General features: G+C 70.6%; 16 protein-coding genes and 1 pseudogene. 9 read left to right on the top strand and 8 right to left on the bottom strand.

All coding sequences use genetic code 11. The features are described from left to right. Positions 1-46 precede the first annotated feature (46 nt). Complete coding sequence (locus NMQ01_RS06385) at positions 47-1,540, bottom strand: trehalose-6-phosphate synthase (protein ID WP_255186027.1); 1,494 nt, start codon at positions 1,538-1,540, stop codon at positions 47-49. Between the two features lie 180 nt (positions 1,541-1,720). Between NMQ01_RS06385 and NMQ01_RS06390 the strand changes: the two genes are divergently transcribed. The 6 genes and pseudogenes from NMQ01_RS06390 to NMQ01_RS06415 all read left to right on the top strand — a co-directional run bounded on the left by NMQ01_RS06390 (position 1,721) and on the right by NMQ01_RS06415 (position 6,948). Continuing rightward, on the top strand, positions 1,721-2,410 hold the full coding sequence (locus NMQ01_RS06390) for a TetR/AcrR family transcriptional regulator C-terminal domain-containing protein (protein WP_255186028.1): 690 nt from the start codon (positions 1,721-1,723) through the stop codon (positions 2,408-2,410). 321 nt (positions 2,411-2,731) lie between these two features. Beyond that, positions 2,732-3,757: pseudogene (locus tag NMQ01_RS06395) on the top strand (NAD(P)/FAD-dependent oxidoreductase); the annotation flags it as partial. Positions 3,758-4,082: 325 nt separating this feature from the next. Beyond that, entirely contained in the window at positions 4,083-4,214 is a 132-nt protein-coding gene (locus NMQ01_RS06400; protein ID WP_255186330.1) for a Rieske 2Fe-2S domain-containing protein, read from the top strand. 27 nt (positions 4,215-4,241) lie between these two features. Next, complete coding sequence (locus tag NMQ01_RS06405) at positions 4,242-4,688, top strand: SRPBCC family protein (protein WP_255186029.1); 447 nt, start codon at positions 4,242-4,244, stop codon at positions 4,686-4,688. Positions 4,689-4,899: 211 nt separating this feature from the next. Next, positions 4,900-5,931: an aromatic acid exporter family protein gene (locus tag NMQ01_RS06410; protein ID WP_255186030.1), complete on the top strand. Its 1,032-nt coding sequence runs from the start codon at positions 4,900-4,902 to the stop codon at positions 5,929-5,931. 531 nt (positions 5,932-6,462) lie between these two features. Next, entirely contained in the window at positions 6,463-6,948 is a 486-nt protein-coding gene (locus tag NMQ01_RS06415; RefSeq protein WP_255186031.1) for an Hsp20/alpha crystallin family protein, read from the top strand. A 69-nt stretch (positions 6,949-7,017) separates the two neighbouring features. Here NMQ01_RS06415 and NMQ01_RS06420 read toward each other — a convergent pair whose 3' ends face one another. Beyond that, a complete protein-coding gene (locus NMQ01_RS06420; RefSeq protein ID WP_255186032.1) occupies positions 7,018-7,488 on the bottom strand; it encodes a CinA family protein in 471 nt (156 codons plus the stop codon). Positions 7,489-7,597: 109 nt separating this feature from the next. Beyond that, complete coding sequence (gene glnA / locus NMQ01_RS06425) at positions 7,598-9,022, bottom strand: type I glutamate--ammonia ligase (RefSeq protein ID WP_072624367.1); 1,425 nt, start codon at positions 9,020-9,022, stop codon at positions 7,598-7,600. Between the two features lie 207 nt (positions 9,023-9,229). Between glnA and NMQ01_RS06430 the strand changes: the two genes are divergently transcribed. Further along, positions 9,230-9,637: an RDD family protein gene (locus NMQ01_RS06430; protein ID WP_255186033.1), complete on the top strand. Its 408-nt coding sequence runs from the start codon at positions 9,230-9,232 to the stop codon at positions 9,635-9,637. Between the two features lie 72 nt (positions 9,638-9,709). On the opposite strand, the gene NMQ01_RS06435 is transcribed toward NMQ01_RS06430, so the two are convergent. The 3 genes from NMQ01_RS06435 to lipA all read right to left on the bottom strand — a co-directional run bounded on the left by NMQ01_RS06435 (position 9,710) and on the right by lipA (position 12,875). Next, a complete protein-coding gene (locus NMQ01_RS06435; protein ID WP_255186034.1) occupies positions 9,710-10,984 on the bottom strand; it encodes a M18 family aminopeptidase in 1,275 nt (424 codons plus the stop codon). 76 nt (positions 10,985-11,060) lie between these two features. Next, positions 11,061-11,783, bottom strand: coding sequence for a DUF4191 domain-containing protein (locus NMQ01_RS06440; RefSeq protein ID WP_255186035.1), 723 nt, complete (start codon positions 11,781-11,783; stop codon positions 11,061-11,063). Positions 11,784-11,819: 36 nt separating this feature from the next. Continuing rightward, on the bottom strand, positions 11,820-12,875 hold the full coding sequence (lipA, locus tag NMQ01_RS06445; RefSeq protein ID WP_255186036.1) for a lipoyl synthase: 1,056 nt from the start codon (positions 12,873-12,875) through the stop codon (positions 11,820-11,822). A 160-nt stretch (positions 12,876-13,035) separates the two neighbouring features. On the opposite strand from lipA, the gene NMQ01_RS06450 reads away from it, so the two are divergent. Continuing rightward, positions 13,036-13,464, top strand: coding sequence for a pyridoxamine 5'-phosphate oxidase family protein (locus tag NMQ01_RS06450; RefSeq protein ID WP_255186037.1), 429 nt, complete (start codon positions 13,036-13,038; stop codon positions 13,462-13,464). An 8-nt stretch (positions 13,465-13,472) separates the two neighbouring features. Here the strand turns inward: NMQ01_RS06450 and lipB are convergent, their stop codons facing one another. Beyond that, positions 13,473-14,147, bottom strand: coding sequence for a lipoyl(octanoyl) transferase LipB (lipB, locus tag NMQ01_RS06455; RefSeq protein ID WP_255186038.1), 675 nt, complete (start codon positions 14,145-14,147; stop codon positions 13,473-13,475). Between the two features lie 203 nt (positions 14,148-14,350). On the opposite strand from lipB, the gene NMQ01_RS06460 reads away from it, so the two are divergent. Then, positions 14,351-16,006, top strand: a complete 1,656-nt coding sequence (locus tag NMQ01_RS06460) for a serine/threonine-protein kinase (RefSeq protein WP_255186039.1) — start codon at positions 14,351-14,353, stop codon at positions 16,004-16,006. Here the strand turns inward: NMQ01_RS06460 and NMQ01_RS06465 are convergent. Further along, complete coding sequence (locus tag NMQ01_RS06465) at positions 15,984-16,901, bottom strand: TIGR01777 family oxidoreductase (protein WP_255186040.1); 918 nt, start codon at positions 16,899-16,901, stop codon at positions 15,984-15,986. The genes NMQ01_RS06460 and NMQ01_RS06465 overlap by 23 nt on opposite strands. Position 16,902: the final 1 nt, after the last annotated feature.

Genomic DNA, 16,902 nt, shown 5'->3' on the forward strand with positions numbered 1-16,902 from the left:
GCACGGTGGGTCGGCCGGGGTCCTGTCCCGGGCGATCGGGGCCGGTTCAGCCACGGGTCACCTGCGGCGACATCGTCTCCACGGCGGCCAAGAATCCTGCGGCCCACGCGTGGACGTCGTGCGCCAGGACCCGCTGACGCATCACGTGCATCCGTCGGCGCGCGTCGTCCGCTTCGTCGCGCATGGCTCGCAGGATGGTGCGCTTGAGATCGCTGAGGTCGTGCGGATTGCACAGGTAGGCGGCGTCGAGTTCGTCGGCGGCCCCGGCGAACTCACTCAGGACCAGGGCGCCGCCCCCGTCGGCACGCGCGGCGACGAACTCCTTGGCCACCAGGTTCATCCCGTCGCGCAGGGGGGTGACCACCAGGACGTCGGCGGCCAGGTACAGGGCGACGATCTCCTCGCGAGAGTGCCGCTGGTGCAGATAGTGGACGGCCGTGACGCCCAGGTCTGCATGGTCCCCGTTGATGTTGCCGATCATGCCCTCGATCTCGTCTCGCAGGCCCCGGTAGGCAGCGACCCGGTCGCGGCTGGGAGTGGCGACCTGCACGACGGCGTGCTCGCCGGCGACGAGCTCTCCTTCTGCCAAGAGCTCGGACACGGCCCGCAAGCGGTGACGGATGCCCTTGGTGTAGTCGAGTCGGTCCACGCCCAGCAGCAGCGTCTTCGGGTCGCCCAGACTCCGGCGGATCTCGCGCGACCGTTCGGTCACCCGACGGCTGCGGGCCAGCTCGTGGATCTGTTGGGCGTCGACGGAGACCGGCATGGCCGTGACGCTGACCCGTCGCGGTGCGGCAGCGGGGTCGGCCGTGGTGCTGTCCGGGCAGATGATCGATCCCGGTTCGGTCGACAGGCCGAGGACCTGTGCGCAGGTGCGGAGGAAGTTGTCCGCGTCAGACCGGCGCTGGAAACCGAGCACGTCTGCCCCCAGGAGTCCGCGCAGCACCTCCTCGCGCCAGGGCAGCTGCGAGAAGAGTTCCGCGGCGGGGAAGGGGATGTGGTTGAACCACCCGATCCGCACGTCCGGCCGGGCGCGGCGGATCAGATCGGGGACCAGCTGGAGCTGGTAGTCGTGGACCCACACGGTGGCGCCCGGCGCAGCGCATGCCGCAGCGGAGCTGGCGAAGCGCTCGTTGACCCGCAGATAGGCGTCCCACCACCGGTGGCGGAAGACGGGCTGCGCGATCACGTCGTGGTACAGCGGCCACAAGGTGGCAGTGCTGAATCCCTCGTGGAAGTCGCTGACCTCGTCGTGGCCCAAGGACAGCGGAACGAGGTGTGTGGAGCCCCCCAGGACGAAGGGCTCGGGCACCTCATCGGCGTCCCCGGTCCACCCCACCCACGCCCCCCGGCGTCCACCCGTGATGGCGCCCATGGCGGTCACCAAGCCACCGGGGCTGGTTCTCCAGAGACCGGAACCGTCCTCGTCGAGGTCACGCGTCACGGGCAGCCGGTTGGCCACCACGACCTCGTCGAAGGTGGGATGAGAGGGGAACTCGACTCGGGTCCCGCGGTGCTGATCGGGCTGGGTGAGACCCATGATTGATCCTTCCCGACACCGGACGCGTCGCTGCGCGGGCGGTTTCCCGACGATGATTACGTCGTAAACTTACGGCGTAAATTCCAATGTGGCAACAGGCCGCCTCCTCCCCGGAGTGAGGCCCCCTAGGCTGTTCTCCCAGGTGAACTCCCCGAGGCGTTGTCGACAGGAAGGGCCGCGATGAGCGATCCCGTGCCGCAGCGGGGACCCCGTCCCAGGCTGGACCGTGACCAGATCGTCCGTGCAGCAACGGAACTGATCAGCGAGCAGGGTGTGGACGGGCTGACGATGCGTCGTGTCGGCCAGGCACTCGGCGTCGAGGCGATGGCGCTCTATCGCTACGTCTCGGGCCGGGAGGAGTTGCTGGAGGCAGTCATCGACCATCTCCTGTCCTCGGTCGCGCGGGAGGTCACGGATCTCCAGCCGACCTCTTGGCAGGGGTACCTCCAGACCCTGGCCCACGAGATGCGCCGCATGGCCCAAGAGCACCCTGCGGCCTTCCCCCTGGCCGCCACGCGACACCCGGCCGCACCGTGGTTGCGACCGCCGCTGCGCAGCATCGAACTGGTCGAGAACTTCCTCCTGACCCTCACGGACGCAGGGTTCGACGACGCTGCCGCGGTGGATGCGTACAAGCTGTTCACCACCTTCCTCGTCGGGTCCCTGCTCCTGGAGGTCGCGGCCCACGGCAGCGACATCGCAGACGCGGACACGGCGAAGGCCGAGGAGCGGGAGACGAGCCTGCGCGAGCCCCTGGCGAAGGCGCCGCACGTGGTCCGGATGCGGGACCGGCTCAGTCAGGACAGCAGCACCCAGGAGTTCGAGGTGGGTCTTGAAGCCCTCATCGACCGGATCGAGCGGACCTTCTGATCACCAGGTCTGCAAGCAGGAGGGTGCGCGGCTGTCCCGCCCCGGACCTCACCGGCGCGGCCAGACCCATGGCGAGGATGATCCTCCGGCGAGCACCGGGGCGGATTCGTGACCGGTGATGTGGGGTAGCGGTACGTGCGAAGCGCGGCTCGCGTCGCCCATCTCTTCGGTGGTGGGCACGTCCACGCGCCACCGGAGCGACCACCACCTCCCAGGAGAACTCATGCACCCCAGCACTCCCGCGTCACCTGCCCAACGGTCCAGTGCGGTGATCCGCCAGGGCGCCGATGACACGTCCTGCGGTGACGCGCGGGTTAGGTCATGACGTCCCTGTGGCGTGACGGACGAGCGCCGATCCCCTCGGATGTCCTCACCTCCGAGCGGTGTGACGACGTCGTCGTCGGCGCCGGTATCACCGGGCTGACCACGTCCCTGCTGCTGGCCCGCGCTGGGCGCGATGTCGTCGTCCTCGAGGCGCGCGATCTCGGCTCCGTCGCCACCGGCAACACGACGGCAAAGGTCTCCCTGCTGCAGGGGACGAAGTACAGCACCCTGCTGCGTCGCCACCCCGTCGACGTCGCCTCCGCCTACCTCGAGGCCAACCGAGCCGGCCAGGACTGGGTGCTGGAGTACTGCCAGGCGCAGGGGATCGCGGTCCAGCGACGCGACGCGGTGACCTATGCCCCCGACACCGATCGAGGTCGCCGCGCGGCCCTGCGCGAGCACGAGGCCGCGACGGCGGTGGGGCTGGCCACGCGCTGGAGCGACGACCTGCCCGTTCCCTTCCCGCACGCCGGGGGCGTGGTGCTGGCCGACCAGGCACAGCTCGACCCGATGGAGTTGCTGCACGGTCTCGTCGCGGATCTGCGTGCCGCCGATGGCCGGGTGGTCACCGGTGCCCGCGTCCAGCACGTCTCGGTGATCGGCCGGCCCACGGTGCGCTGGGACGGCGGTCGGATGTCGAGCGACACCATCGTCCTGGCCACCGGCGCGCCCACCGTGGACCGCGCGCTCCACTTCGCCCGGCTCGAGCCGCAGCGCTCCTACGCCCTGGCCTTCGACCACCCGGACCCTCCGGACCTGATGCTGCTCAGCGCCCACGGCAGCAGCCGATCCGTGCGCGATGCACCCGGCGACGGGGCCGCCCGTCGCCTCCTGGTCGGCGGAGAGGGTCACACCGTGGGCCGGGCCCGGCACGAGCAGGGCCACCTGGACCGCTTGCGGGAGTGGACGGCGGAGCACTTCCCCCAGGCGGTGGAGACCCACCACTGGTCGGCGCAGGACTACACCTCGCCCGACGCGCTGCCGCGCGTGGGACTCCTGCCGCTGGGGCGTTGCCGGGTCCACGTGGCCACCGGGTTCGCGAAGTGGGGGATGACGAACGGGGCCGCTGCCGCGTTGGCCGTGTCCGGGCAGATCCTCGGCGACCCGGTGCCGTGGGCGCAGCGTCTGCACCGCGGGCGCGGGCGCCTCCCCGCGGCTGTGGGAATGGCCCGCATCAACGCGGGCGTCGCCGCAGCCGGTTCCCTGGAACTGGGACGCGCGGCCCTGAAGCCGTTGCCCAAGCACGTGCCGGAAGGTGAAGGCGCCGTCGGCCGCGAGGGGCTGCTGCCGGTCGACCATCGACGGGCGCACGTGCACCGTCACGGCGATCTGCAGCCACCTCGGTGGGGTGCTCGAGTGGAACGATGCCGACCACAGCTACGACTGCCCCCTCCACGGGTCGCGCTTCGCGCCGACCGGGGAGGTCCTCGAGGGACCCGCCACCCGAGCCCTCGCCCTGCGCGACGACGACCATTCCTGAAACATCCCTGAACCGGAGGATTTCTGCATGAGCGAGAACACCACCCTCATCGACGCCTCGACCGCGGACGTCTGGTCGGTGCTGAGCGACGGCTGGCTCTACCCCCTGTGGGTCGTCGGTGCCTCGAGGATGCGCGATGTCGATGCGGACTGGCCCGCTGCCGGCAGCCGCATCCACCATTCGGTCGGCGTCTGGCCCGGGTTGGTCGACGACCACACCCGGGTGCTCGCATCGGACCCCGACCGATCCCTCACCCTGTGCGCGCGCACCTGGCCGATGGGGGAGGCCGAGGTCCGGCTCACCCTGACACCATTGGGTGAACAGACCGAGGTGGCCATCCACGAGGACGTCGTCTCCGGGCCGGGGGTGCTCGTGCCGGGGCTGGTGCGTCAGCCGGCCCTGATGTGGCGCAATTCCGAGACTCTGCGCCGTCTGCGTCTGCTCGTGGAGGGGCGCGCCGGCCGGACCGCATGAGGCTGAGCGCGCGTCGCGAGAGCCTGAGTGGGCGACGCCTGACCGCGTCCGTGGGTGACTCTGCCGGCCACGCGCGACCGCACGCCCCTGAGACGCTGACGGGTCCGTGACGACGTTTGGCGCGGTGCTCACGGTGGGGTCTACTGGCCGGGTGGACGCACTGAACGCACCGAGGTGGACGTCACGGGCGAGATCGTGGTTCTCGTCCCCGGTGACCCAGACCGACTTCCTGCAGTTGCTCAAGGCCACCGTGGCCGCCGTCGGCGCCTGGGTCCTGGCCGAGCTGGTGTGGGAGCTGAAGCAGGCCTACCTGGCGCCGTGGGTGGCATTGCTGACCGTCCATGCCACGGTCTACCGGACGATGTGGCGCGGCCTGCAGACGGTGATCACCGTCGGGCTGGGCATCCTCCTGGCGCTCGTGGTCGTCGAGCTCTTCGAGGTCACAGCCTGGTCGTTCGGTCTGGCGCTGCTCATGGGCCTCGCCCTCTCCCGTCTGCGGGTCCTGCGCGACGAGGGCATCACCGTGGCGACCACCGTGCTGTTCGTCCTCGCGACCGGGTACAACATCCCGGACTCTCGGGCCATCGACCTGCTGCCCGACCGCCTGCTGAGCACAGCCGTGGGCGTGGTCGTGGCGCTGCTCGTCAACTTCCTGGTGCTGCCGCCGCTGTACGACAGCAGCGCCCAGCGACAGATCGACGACGTGGACCGCAGGCTGGGGGCTCTGCTGGTGGACATGGCCCAGCAGCTGCGCGAGCCGCGCAAGGAGCAGGAGGAGGCCGACTGGATCGAGACGACGAGATCCATCGACACCGATCTGGCGGAGGCGTGGTCGCTCGTGCGCACCGCGCAGGAGGGACGCTCGTGGAACCCGCGGCACAGGCTCCATCCGGGTCAGCACCTGGAGACCTACCCGCAGATCCTGGTGCGGCTCGAGGAGGGCGTCAGCCTGGTGCGCAGCATCGCACGGCACGTACGCGAGTCCAGCCGTGCGTCGCAGGAATGGGATCCGCGCTTCCGCGATCGCTACATCGACCTCCTCGAGAACCTGGGTCGGCGCATCGCCGACCCTGACGCGGACGTGGCCGAGGTGCGTGAGGATCTGCGTCGCCTGTCCGAGGACCTGTCGACCGAGGATCTGTCCGGTTTGCTGTGGCCGTTGTACGGCGCCCTCATCGCCAACCTCCAGGTCCTCATCGACGTCGTCGACGACGTGGCCACGGCGGAGCCGGTGCGCACCTGAGGCTGCGAGACCGCGCGTCAGTCATGGCGCAGGGGTCGACCAGCTGCGATCGGCGCTGTGTGAAGGGCCTCGCGTTCGAGTCGACGTACGGGGAGGATGGACTCATGCCCATCCAGCTCCTCGTCGTCGACGGCTGCCCCATCAGCAGGTGGCCGGTGAGCACCTGAGCCGGGCCTTGGCCGCCGTCGGCCGGTCCGCGACGTGGAGGCGGTGCGGGTCAGGACCCCGGAAGAGGCGCAGGAATGGGGGTTTCACGGGTCACGGTCCGTGCTGCTGGACGGCCACGACCCCTTCGCTGCACCGGACGCACCGGTCGGGCTCGCCTGCCGGAACTACCGCACGCCACTGAGCCCGGACGGCTCTCCCAGCGTCGCGCAGCTGGTCGAGGTGCTGGCCCGTCCATCACGCCAAATTTCCGTCTCCAAACGGTTGGCACTCTCGGGTAGAGAGTGCTAATTTTGGTGAGGTCAGTTCAGGTACAGCCACCCCCGCGGGGCGGTGGGTGGCCTCATCGTTGGAGGTTGATTTCTGATGATGCGCTCTGATGCACTCACCGAGTTGGACGCCCTCGCGCAGGGCCTCCTGGGGACTCGCTCGACATCACGTTCGCCCCAGTTCATGCCGGTCGACGTCTACCGCATGGAGGATCGCTACTTCGTCCACGCGGACCTTCCGGGCATGGACCCCGGGAGCATCGACGTCAACATGGGTCGCGGCGTCCTGACCCTGACCGCTCACCGCTCGTCCCTGCACGAGCAAGAGGTGCAGTGGTTGACCAGTGAACGCTTCTCCGGCAGTTACCGGCGGCAGATCACCTTCGGGGATGACATCGATCCCGATCAGGTGTCGGCCACCTACGACAACGGGGTCCTGACCGTTGTCCTGCCGGTGAACAAGCGATCGCTGCCGCGACAGATCTCGGTCGGGACACCGTCCTCCCAGCCGCTCGAAGTGGAGGCGTCCTCCGACCGGGGCGAGGAGTCGTCCAGCACCCGTGATCGCGAGAGTTCCACCTAGTCGCCCCGCGATCCACGCGAAGAGCCCTGCACCCGTGCAGGGCTCTTCGCGTGTCGGGCAGGGCGAAGGTCACGTCAGGAGTCGGTGGATCTCCTGCAGCGCGGACTCGACGGTGTCCTCGAGGGCCTTCGCCGGGTCGTCGGAGCACTCCAGCAGTCGGCTGCCCTCCTCGAACGCGGTCGACCACCCCAGGTACACCGTCCCCGCAGGGTGGCCGTCCTGGTCCTGCGGGCCCCCGACACCCGTGGCGGAGACGGCGATGGTGGCGTCCGTCAGCTCACGCACCCCGCGCGCGAGTTCTTGGGCGGCGGCGCCCGACACGGGATCGAGTCCACGCGTCATGCCCAGGACGGTGGTCTTGACGTCGACGCTGTACGCGACGACGGCGCCGGCAAACCATTGACTGGCATCCTGCCCCCGCCCCAGACGCGCGGCGATGTTCCCGCTCGTCAGGGACTCGGCCACCGCGATCCGGGCGTCGACGGCGCAGGCGGCACGGGCGATCTCGTCGACGAGTTCGTCTGCCGAGGCGGAGGTCACGACCAGAAGGCTAGTACGTCGATGGTGCCGGTGCGAGTGCTGTCGCGCAGCGCGACCCATGACGAAGGGCGGGACCCGTGACCGGGTCCCGCCCTTCGTCAGAGACGGCTCAGATGTCGAAGTACATCTCGAACTCGTGCGGGTGGGGGCGGACCTGGAGCGGGAGCACCTCGTTCTCGTACTTCCACTGGATCCAGGTGTCGATGAGGTCCTGGGTGAAGACGTCCCCCTCGAGGAGGAACTCGTGGTCGGCCTCGAGGGCCTTGAGCACCTCGGGGAGCGAGGTCGGGACCTGCTCGATGGCCTCGTGTTCCTCCGGCGGCAGCTCGTAGAGGTCCTTGTCCACCGGCTCCGGGGGCTCGATGCGGTTCTTGATGCCGTCGAGGCCGGCCATGAGCTGCGCGGCGAAGCACAGGTAGGGGTTGCTCGACGGGTCCGGGATGCGGAACTCGACGCGCTTGGCCTTGGGGGAGTTGCCCGCGATCGGGATGCGGATGCAGGCCGAGCGGTTGCGGGCCGAGTAGACGAGGTTGATCGGGGCCTCGAAGCCCGGGACCAGGCGGTGGTAGCTGTTGGCCGTCGGGTTGGTGAAGGCGAGCAGCGCGGGGGCGTGCTTGAGCAGACCACCGATGTACCAGCGGGCGATGTCGGACAGGCCGCCGTAGCCCTGCTCGTCGTAGAAGAGCGGCTCGCCGTCCTTCCACAGGGACTGGTGGGTGTGCATGCCCGAGCCGTTGTCGCCGAAGATCGGCTTCGGCATGAAGGTGGCCGTGCGGCCCTCCTGCCAGGCCGTGTTCTTGACGACGTACTTGAACTTCATGATGTCGTCGCCGGACTGGAGCAGGGTGTTGAACTTGTAGTTGATCTCCTGCTGACCCGCGGAGCCGACCTCGTGGTGGGCGCGCTCGACCTCGAGGCCGACGGTCTTCATGTTCAGGCAGATCTTGTCGCGCAGGTCGGCGAAGTGGTCCACCGGCGGCACGGGGAAGTAGCCGCCCTTCATGGCCGTCTTGTAGCCCTGGTTGCCGCCCTCCTCCTTGCGACCGGAGTTCCACTTGGCCTCGATCGAGTCGACGAAGTAGTAGGAGCCCTGCGGCTGGGTGTCGAAGCGCACGTCGTCGAAGACGTAGAACTCGGCCTCGGCGCCGAAGTAGGCGGTGTCGGCGATGCCGGTCGACTTGAGGTAGGCCTCGGCCTTCGCCGCGACGTTGCGCGGGTCGCGGCTGTACTGCTCACCGGTGAAGGGGTCGACGATCGAGAAGTTGACGATGAGCGTCTTCTCCTCGCGGAAGGGGTCCAGGTAGGCGGTCTTGATGTCCGGGACGAGCTTCATGTCGGACTCGTGGATGGCCTGGAAGCCGCGGATCGAGGATCCGTCGAACATCTGGCCCTCGGTGAAGAAGTCCTCGTCGATCGACTCGGCCGGCACGTTGAAGTGCTGCATGATGCCCGGCAGGTCGCAGAAGCGGATGTCGACGAACTTGACGTCCTCGGCCTTGATGAACTCAAGGACCTCGTCAGGGGAGCTGAACAAACCATCCTCCTGGGGTGGGGCGGCAGGCCGCTCTGACCCGCCGCTTCAACTGTTGGTGATGACTGTAGGCACGGCCGGTTTCTCGACCATGACCCGAATGTTTCACCGGTGTTACATGAGACGTGCGTCCCACGTGCTGAGACCAACCCTAGCGCTCGGGACAGCGGCCCGGCAGGAGCGTCCACGGGCGTTGCATAGGCTGCCCCGGTGAGCAGCAGCACCGGCCGTCCCGTCCCGACCCCTGACGAAGGGGGGAGCAGCGCCGGTTTCGGTCGGCGCCTGGTGGCGGTCGTCATCGACTGGGTCGCCTGCCTGCTCATCACCAACGGCCTCATCGGCCGTTTCGTCGAGCTGAGCCCGGAGGCCTTCTCCTTCGTCCCGCTCGGGCTGCTGTTCCTGCTCAACCTCGTCGGCGTCACCCTCGGTGGCGCGACCTTCGGTCACCGGCTCCTCGGGCTGCGGGTGGTGCCGCTCGTGGGGGAGTGGGTCACCCCCCTTCGCTCCGCGGTGCGGGCCGCCCTGCTCTGCCTCTTCATCCCCGCGCTCGTCACGGCGAAGGGGGACGGCCGCGGCCTGCACGACCTCGCCGCCCGCACCCACGTCGTCCGGGTCTGACCAGCGTCTCCCGCCCGTGAACTCCGCAAAACCCTAGGGTTTTGCGGAGTTGGGCGCTGTGGGTCGGCCCCTTCAGCCGCGGAAGAAGGTCAACGCCACCCGCGACAGGTCGAGCAGGTCGCTGGTGCCGGCCAGCTCACGGGCCGAGTGCATCGACAGGATCGGGATGCCGACGTCGACGGTGCGGATGCCGAGGCGGGTCGCGGTGATCGGCCCGATCGTCGACCCGCACGGCACGGTGTTGTTGGACACGAAGTCCTGGCTCGTCACACCGGTCTGCTCGCACCACCCGCGCCAGGCCGCGGCGCCGACGCCGTCGCTGGCGTAGCGCTGGTTGGCGTTGATCTTCAGGATCGGGCCGGAGCCGAGGACCGGCCGCACGGCGGGGTCGTGCTTCTCGGGGTAGTTGGGGTGCACCGAGTGCCCCACGTCGCTGGAGACGCACCACGACGACGCGAGGGCACGCAGCCGCTCACCACGGTCGGCACCGAGGGCGATGCCGATGCGCTCGAGCACCTCCTCGAGGAAGGGGCCACCGGCGCCGGTGCGGGTCGCCGAGCCGACCTCCTCGTGGTCGAAGACGGCCAGGAGCGGGATGTGATCGCCCGCGACGTCCTCGAGCTGGGTCATCGCGACGGTGCCGGCGTGCACGCTGGCGAGGTCGTCGAGGCGGCCGGCGGCGAAGAAGACGTCGTCCTTGCCGAAGACGGCGCCGCGTGCGGAGTCGGCCGTCATGAGGTCGTAGCCGCGCACCCGCGTCGCGTCGACGCCGGCGGTCGCGGCGAGCTCGCCGATGAGGTCGGCAGAGGCAGCCGCGCCCACGCCCCACACGGGCTGGGTCTGCACCTGCTTGTCGAGGGCGAAGCGCTCGTTGGCCTCGCGGTCGAGGTGGATCGCCAGCTGCGGCAGCCGCAGCAGCGGCCCGGAGTCGGCGAGCACCTCGGTGCCGTCGTCGAGCACGAGCCGACCGGCCAGGCGCAGCTCGCGGTCGAGCCAGGAGTTGAGCAGCGGTCCGCCGTAGACCTCGACGCCGGCCTGCAGCCAGCCGAGGCGGCCCGTGGTCGGCTGCGGCTTGAGCTTGAAGCCGGGGGAGTCGCTGTGCGCACCGAAGATGCGCACCGGCGTCGTCGTGGTCGCCCCCTCGGGCACGACCCAGGCGATGACCGCGCCCTCGCGCAGGACGAGGTAGCGGCCCGGTCCCTGCGGCCACGCATCCGTCTCACGAAGGGGGGCGAAGCCCGCCTCCTGCAGGCGGCGAGCCACCTCGGCCGCCGCGTGGTAGCTCGACGGCGACGCGGCGACGAAGTCGGCCAGGTCCTCGGCGTGGGTGGTGGCGGCAGCAGGCACGAGTGGGTCTCCCGGAGGTCGGCGGGTGGGGGCCGTGGGTGGGTCCGGGCCGCTCGACGCGGGCGGACCCGTGGGGTCAGCGGCCGCGCAGGGCGCTGCGGTTCATCCGCGCACGGGTCGGGTCGACGCCGGCGGGGACGCCCTGGCGGATGCCGGGGAGGGACTTCAGCCGCTTGTTGACGACGGCCATCTCCTCCTTGCTCAGCTCGGGGCGCAGGCGGGTGAGGGTCATGCGGATCTTGCGCGGGTGCAGCTCGCCCTCGCCCGAGCCGACGATGTAGGTGTGCACCGGCACACCGGGGGCGACCCGGTTGACCTTCTTGGTCTCCTTGGCGAAGAGCTTGTCGACGCGGTGCTTCGGGCCCTCGCCGAGCAGGACGATGCCCGGGCGACCGAGAGCGCGGAAGACGACGGCCGCGGTGTTGATCTCGCTCGGCTTGGTCGCGTCGGCAGCGACCGGCTCCTGGTCGAAGTACCACCCACGACGCAGGGTCGACATGCCACCGATGGCGGCGCCGCGCTGGCCCTCCATCTGGGCGAAGGCGGCCCGCTCACCGCGGCGCGAGAGCACGATCATCGCCGCGAGTGCGGCGAAGGGCAGCGCGACGAGCAGCGAGGCGATGACGTGGCCGAAGATCAGGCCGATGACCGCCCCGATGGCGAGCACGACGACGAAGGCAAGGATCATCCACAGGGTCACCTGCGGGTCGATCGCCTTGATTGTCTTGTAGACCGAGGCGATCCGCTTGAAGGGGTTCTCGCGCTTCGGCTTCTCGGGCTTGTCGTTCTTGCTGGCCATGAGGAGAGAGTCTAGTTGCTCGGTCTGGGTGCCCGGTCAGCCGTCGGTGCCGGTGGCGGGCTGGTCGAGGATCGCCTGCGCACGCGACTTCGCGACGAGCGAGGAGGCCTCCTGGCGGGCCGGCTCGTCGGCCGCAGCGGCGAGGTGCGACAGGCGCTCGGGGATCGGGCGGCCCCACTTGGCCATGGCCGTCGAGTAGAGGCGGCCGGCGCGGTAGCTCGAGCGCACGAGCGGCCCGGCCATGACCCCCTTGAAGCCGATCTCCTCGGCGAGCTCGCTCCAGTGGACGAACTCCTCGGGCTTGACCCACCGGTCGATCGGGTGGTGCAGCTTCGACGGGCGCAGGTACTGGGTGATCGTGATGATGTCGCAGCCCGCGTCGTGCAGGTCGCGCAGTGCGGTCTCGATCTCGTGGTCCTCCTCGCCCATCCCGAGGATGAGGTTGGACTTCGTCACGAGCTCGGCCTCGCGGGCCATCGACAGCACCTTGAGCGACTTGTCGTAGGTGAAGGCCGGGCGGATCTGCTTGAAGATGCGCGGCACGGTCTCGAGGTTGTGGGCGAAGACCTCGGGGCGGGCATCGAAGACCTGACCGACGAGCTCGGGCTTCGCGCCGAAGTCGGGCGGGAGGATCTCGACGCCGGTGTGGGGGTTGAGCTCGTGGATCGCGCGGATCGTCTCGGCGTAGAGCGCGGCCGCACCGTCGGGCTGGTCGTCGCGGGCGACACCGGTGACGGTGGAGTAGCGCAGGCCCATCTCGCGGACGGACTCGGCGACGCGGCGCGGCTCGTCCATGTCGAGCGAGGTCGGGCGGCCGGTCGCGATGTCGCAGAAGTCGCACCGTCGGGTGCACACGTCACCGCCGATGAGGAAGGTCGCCTCGCGGTCCTCCCAGCACTCGAAGATGTTGGGGCAGCCGGCCTCCTGGCACACGGTGTGCAGGCCCTGCCCACTCACGCGGCCCCGGATGGCGTTGTACTCGGGGCCCATCTTGGCGGTGGTCCGGATCCACTCCGGCTTGCGCTCGATGGGGGTCTCGGCATTGCGCGCCTCGACGCGCAGCAGACGACGTCCTTCGGGTGCGACGGTCACGCAGCTCTCCTGGCAATCTCGGTGACCCCGGTGGTGTCCGGAGTCACTCCAGACTACGCCTCCACCGTGGAGGGCCGAAGGGGGGCGACACGGACCCCCCTTCGCCACTACACTGTGTAGTAGCCGCGGGCGAGGCCCGCGCCCGACGCAGGAGGTCGTCATGACGGAATCACCTGTCCACGTGATGCGCGCCGAGGAGAGCTGGGAGGCGCTGCATGCCAACGAGTTCGGACGCCTGGCCTTCCACCTCGCGGGGGAGGTGCACATCGTGCCGATCAACTACGCCACGGACGGTGAGGTCCTGCTCTTCCGCACCTCGCAGGGCAACAAGCTCCTCGGGATCGTCATGAGCGCCGACGTCGCCTTCGAGATCGACGGCTACGACTCCGCGCACGCCTGGTCGGTCATCGTGCGCGGCAACGCACGGGTGCTCGAGACGACGGACGAGCAGGCGCGGGCCGAGGCGTCGCGGCTGCGCTCGTGGGTCCCGACGGACAAGGACGTCTTCGTCGAGATCACGCCCCGCGAGGTGAGCGGGCGGCGCTTCGACCTGGCCAAGCCCTGGGAGCACATGATCCCGACCGGCTGACGCGTCGGTCAGGCGCCCTGCGCCTGAGCAGCCCCTGTGGTGAGCGGCAGGTCCTCGGTCATCACCTCGAGCAGGTGGGCCCGGGCCGAAGGGAGGATGTCGGCCACGGTGATGTCGCGACCGGTCTCGAGGGCCAGGGTCGAGACGTCGGCATCGGGGATGCCGCACGGGACGATCGTCTGCGTCCACGACAGGTCGCAGTTCACGTTGAGGCTGAAGCCGTGCATGGCGACGTCGCGCGAGACGCGGATGCCGATCTGGCCGAGCTTGCGGTCGCGGGTGCCGTCGGTGCCGGGCACCCAGATGCCGGAGCGGCCGGGCACGCGGGTCGCGGTGACGCCCACGTCGGCGGCGACCCGGATCATCATCTCCTCGAGACGACGCACGTGGGCGATGACGTCGCGCCGTCCGGGCAGGTGGGCGATCGGGTAGCCGACGAGCTGCCCGGGGCCGTGCCAGGTGATCTTGCCGCCACGGTCGACGTCGATGACGGGGGTGCCGTCCATCGGTCGCTCGTGGGGCTCGGTGCGCTTGCCCGCGGTGTAGACGGCGGTGTGCTCGAGCAGCAGGGTCGTGTCCTCGAGATCGCCGGCGACGACGGCGGCGTGGACCCGCTTCTGGTACTCCCACGCGGTCAGGTAGTCGACGGTGTCTGGGGCGAAGCCGAGCTCCTCGAAACGCATGGCCGCCAGCCTACGCCGCGCCCGCGGCCCTCCCTTCGCCCTCCGCCACGTCGCCCATCCGCACCCGGCACGAACCCTGCAAGACCCTAGGGTCTTGCAGAGTTCCGCTCGAAACCCTGCAAGACCCTAGGGTTTTGCAGGGTTCGGGGAGGGCTGTGGAAATCTCGGCGGCCGGATCGGCGCGATCCGTCAGGGTGGAGGGCATGGACGAGATCCCACCCGAGGTCCCCGGCTATCGCCTGACCCGCCTGCTCGGGACCGGCTCGACGTCGACGGTCTGGCGGGCGCGGCGCGAGGCCGACGACGAACTGGTGGCGATCAAGCTGCTGCGCGGAGGAGCCGACGACGAGGCGCTGCGCGAGTACTCGATGCTCCAGCACGCGGCCGCCGAGCACGTGGTCACCCTGCACGAGGTCCGCGAGGTCGACACCGACGAGGGGCCGGCCACGGCCCTCGTGCTCGAGCTGCTCGCCGGCGGCAGCCTCGGCCGCGTCGTCGCCGAGCGGGGCCACCTCACCCCGGGGGAGACCGTCACCGTCATCGCGCCGATCGCCCGTGCCCTGGCCGGGCTGCACGGCCTCGGGGTCGTCCACGGCGACCTCAGCCCGGGCAACGTCCTGCTCGACAGCACCGGACGGCCGGTGCTCGCGGACCTCGGATTCTCCCGACTGACCGGGGAGGCGCCGGGCGACGTGCACGGCACCGACGGCTACGTCGCGCCGGAGGTCCTCGACGGCGAGGAGCCCAGCCGGGCCAGCGACGTCCACGCCCTCGGCGCGCTCGCCTGGCTGTGCCTCGTCGGGGAGCCCCCCGGCCACGTGGCGGACCGGCTCGACCTGGGTGCGGGCCTGGCCGACCACCCCGCCCTCGTCGACGTCGTCGAGTCCTGCCTCGCGGGTGACCCGGCGAGCCGTCCGGAGGCCGACGAGGTGGCGGTCGACGTCTTCGACGCGGCAGCGGCGCAGCCCCTGCGCATGACCGCCACCGGTGATGTCGCCTCGGGCCTGACGCGGCGCATCCGTGAGGCGGCGGCCCGGGACGGGGTGCAGGTGCCCGACTGGCAGCGTGAGCTCGTCGCCGACGAGGCGCCCTCGCCGACCCGGCGGTGGTGGCAGCGCCGACGCGAGGAGGAGCGGACCGCGAGCGAAGGACCGCGAGCGCGGGCCGGACGCCACGCGGCACCCCGCCGTCCCCGTGACGAGGACATCGATCTGTCACGCGACGCCGACGTGTCATCCACCCGGGACATCGCGCGGGCGGCCGAGCAGGGTCCGAGCAGCCGTCGCCTCGCGGTGGCCGTCACCGTCGCGCTGGGGCTGGCCCTCGCGGTCGTCGTGCCATGGCGGCAGCTGGCCTCCGCCGATGACGAAGGGAGCGCCCCGCGCCCCGCGTCGGTGGTCGCGACGGACGATCCGGCCGGGACCGGCTCGGCGGACGCCGCCGACACCCGCGTGCTCACCGATCGCTCCGCACCCCGGTCGGCGCCGGTGCGTCTCGCGCAGGCCCTGACGACGATGCGGCAGCAGGTCGTCACCGACCTGGATCCGGTCGTGCTCGGCCGGCTCGACGAGCAGGGCTCACCTTCGGCGACGCGAGATCGCGAGCTGCTCGAGGAGCTGCGTGGGGGTGGGCTGCGCTACGAGGGGCTGTCGATGACGGTCCGCTCGGCGAGCCTGGAGCGCACGAGCGGCAGCACCGCCGTGCTGCGCACCGTCGTCGACGAGGGTGCCTACACGGTCGTCGCCCGCGACGGCTCGCGCCAGCAGCGCCCGGCCCGACGTGCGCAGCGCGCCGATCTCGTGCTCGTGTGGGACGGGAGGTGGCGGGTGCGCGACGTCACCGCGTCGGACGCGGGCTGAGCAGGTCGTCGAGGGCGTCGTCGAGATGGGGGTGCCGGTGCTCGAAGCCGGCTGCGTCGAGCCGCTGGGGGAGCACCCGGGTCGAGGCGAGCGCCTCGCCGGCGAACTCGCCGATCGCCAGCCGCATCGCGACCGCGGGCGTCGGTACCACCGCGGGGCGGTGCAGCCGCCGCCCGATGCCTCGAGCGAGCTCGCGCTGCCGCACCGGGTGGGGCGCGGTGAGGTTGACCGGCCCTTCGAGGGTCGGGTCCTCGACGAGCCGGGTGTAGACGCCCACGACGTCCTCGAGGGAGACCCATGGCAGCCACTGCCGTCCCGAGCCGAGCGGGCCGCCGATGCCGAGACGGCCGACGAGCAGCATCGGGGCCAGGGCGCCACCGTGGGCGGCAAGGACGATGCCGGTGCGCGCGTGGGCCACGGGGACACCCGCAGCGACGGCGGGAGCCGCGGCGGCCTCCCAGTCGCGGACCACGCCGGCGAGGTAGGTGCGCCCGGGAGCGGACGCCTCCGTGAGCACCTCGTCGCCGCGGTCGCCGTAGAAGCCGACGGCGGATGCCGTGACGAGTCGTGTCGGGCCGGCCCCGGCCGCCACCGTCCTCGCGACGAGGTCCGTGCCGTGCACCCGCGAGGTGCGGATGAGCATCTTGTAGGTCGGGGTCCAGCGCCGGTCGCCGACCCCGGCGCCTGCGAGGTGCACGACGGTGTCGACGTCGGCGAGCACTGCCGGGTCCAGGACCCGACGGTCCGGGTCCCAGGGGCGCTCGTGGTCCCCCTTCGCCTCACGTCGCACGAGGTGGACCACCTCGTGACCGTCCGCACGCAGGGACGACGACAGCGCGCCGCCGATCAGTCCGGATGCTCCCGTGATGGCGACGCGCTGTCTTCGTGTGCTCATG

Origin of the sequence: Janibacter sp. CX7 (assembly GCF_024362365.1) — a bacterium.
GTDB lineage: Bacteria > Actinomycetota > Actinomycetes > Actinomycetales > Dermatophilaceae > Janibacter.

Excerpts from the sequence above, each read along its gene's own strand:
- NMQ01_RS06385 (WP_255186027.1), bottom strand. The coding sequence starts at position 1,540 with ATGGGTCTCACCCAGCCCGATCAGCACCGCGGGACCCGAGTCGAGTTC.
- NMQ01_RS06390 (WP_255186028.1), top strand. The coding sequence starts at position 1,721 with ATGAGCGATCCCGTGCCGCAGCGGGGACCCCGTCCCAGGCTGGACCGT.
- NMQ01_RS06405 (WP_255186029.1), top strand. The coding sequence starts at position 4,242 with ATGAGCGAGAACACCACCCTCATCGACGCCTCGACCGCGGACGTCTGG.
- NMQ01_RS06415 (WP_255186031.1), top strand. The coding sequence starts at position 6,463 with ATGATGCGCTCTGATGCACTCACCGAGTTGGACGCCCTCGCGCAGGGC.
- NMQ01_RS06440 (WP_255186035.1), bottom strand. The coding sequence starts at position 11,783 with ATGGCCAGCAAGAACGACAAGCCCGAGAAGCCGAAGCGCGAGAACCCC.
- NMQ01_RS06450 (WP_255186037.1), top strand. The coding sequence starts at position 13,036 with ATGACGGAATCACCTGTCCACGTGATGCGCGCCGAGGAGAGCTGGGAG.
- lipB (WP_255186038.1), bottom strand. The coding sequence starts at position 14,147 with ATGCGTTTCGAGGAGCTCGGCTTCGCCCCAGACACCGTCGACTACCTG.
- NMQ01_RS06460 (WP_255186039.1), top strand. The coding sequence starts at position 14,351 with ATGGACGAGATCCCACCCGAGGTCCCCGGCTATCGCCTGACCCGCCTG.
- NMQ01_RS06465 (WP_255186040.1), bottom strand. The coding sequence starts at position 16,901 with ATGAGCACACGAAGACAGCGCGTCGCCATCACGGGAGCATCCGGACTG.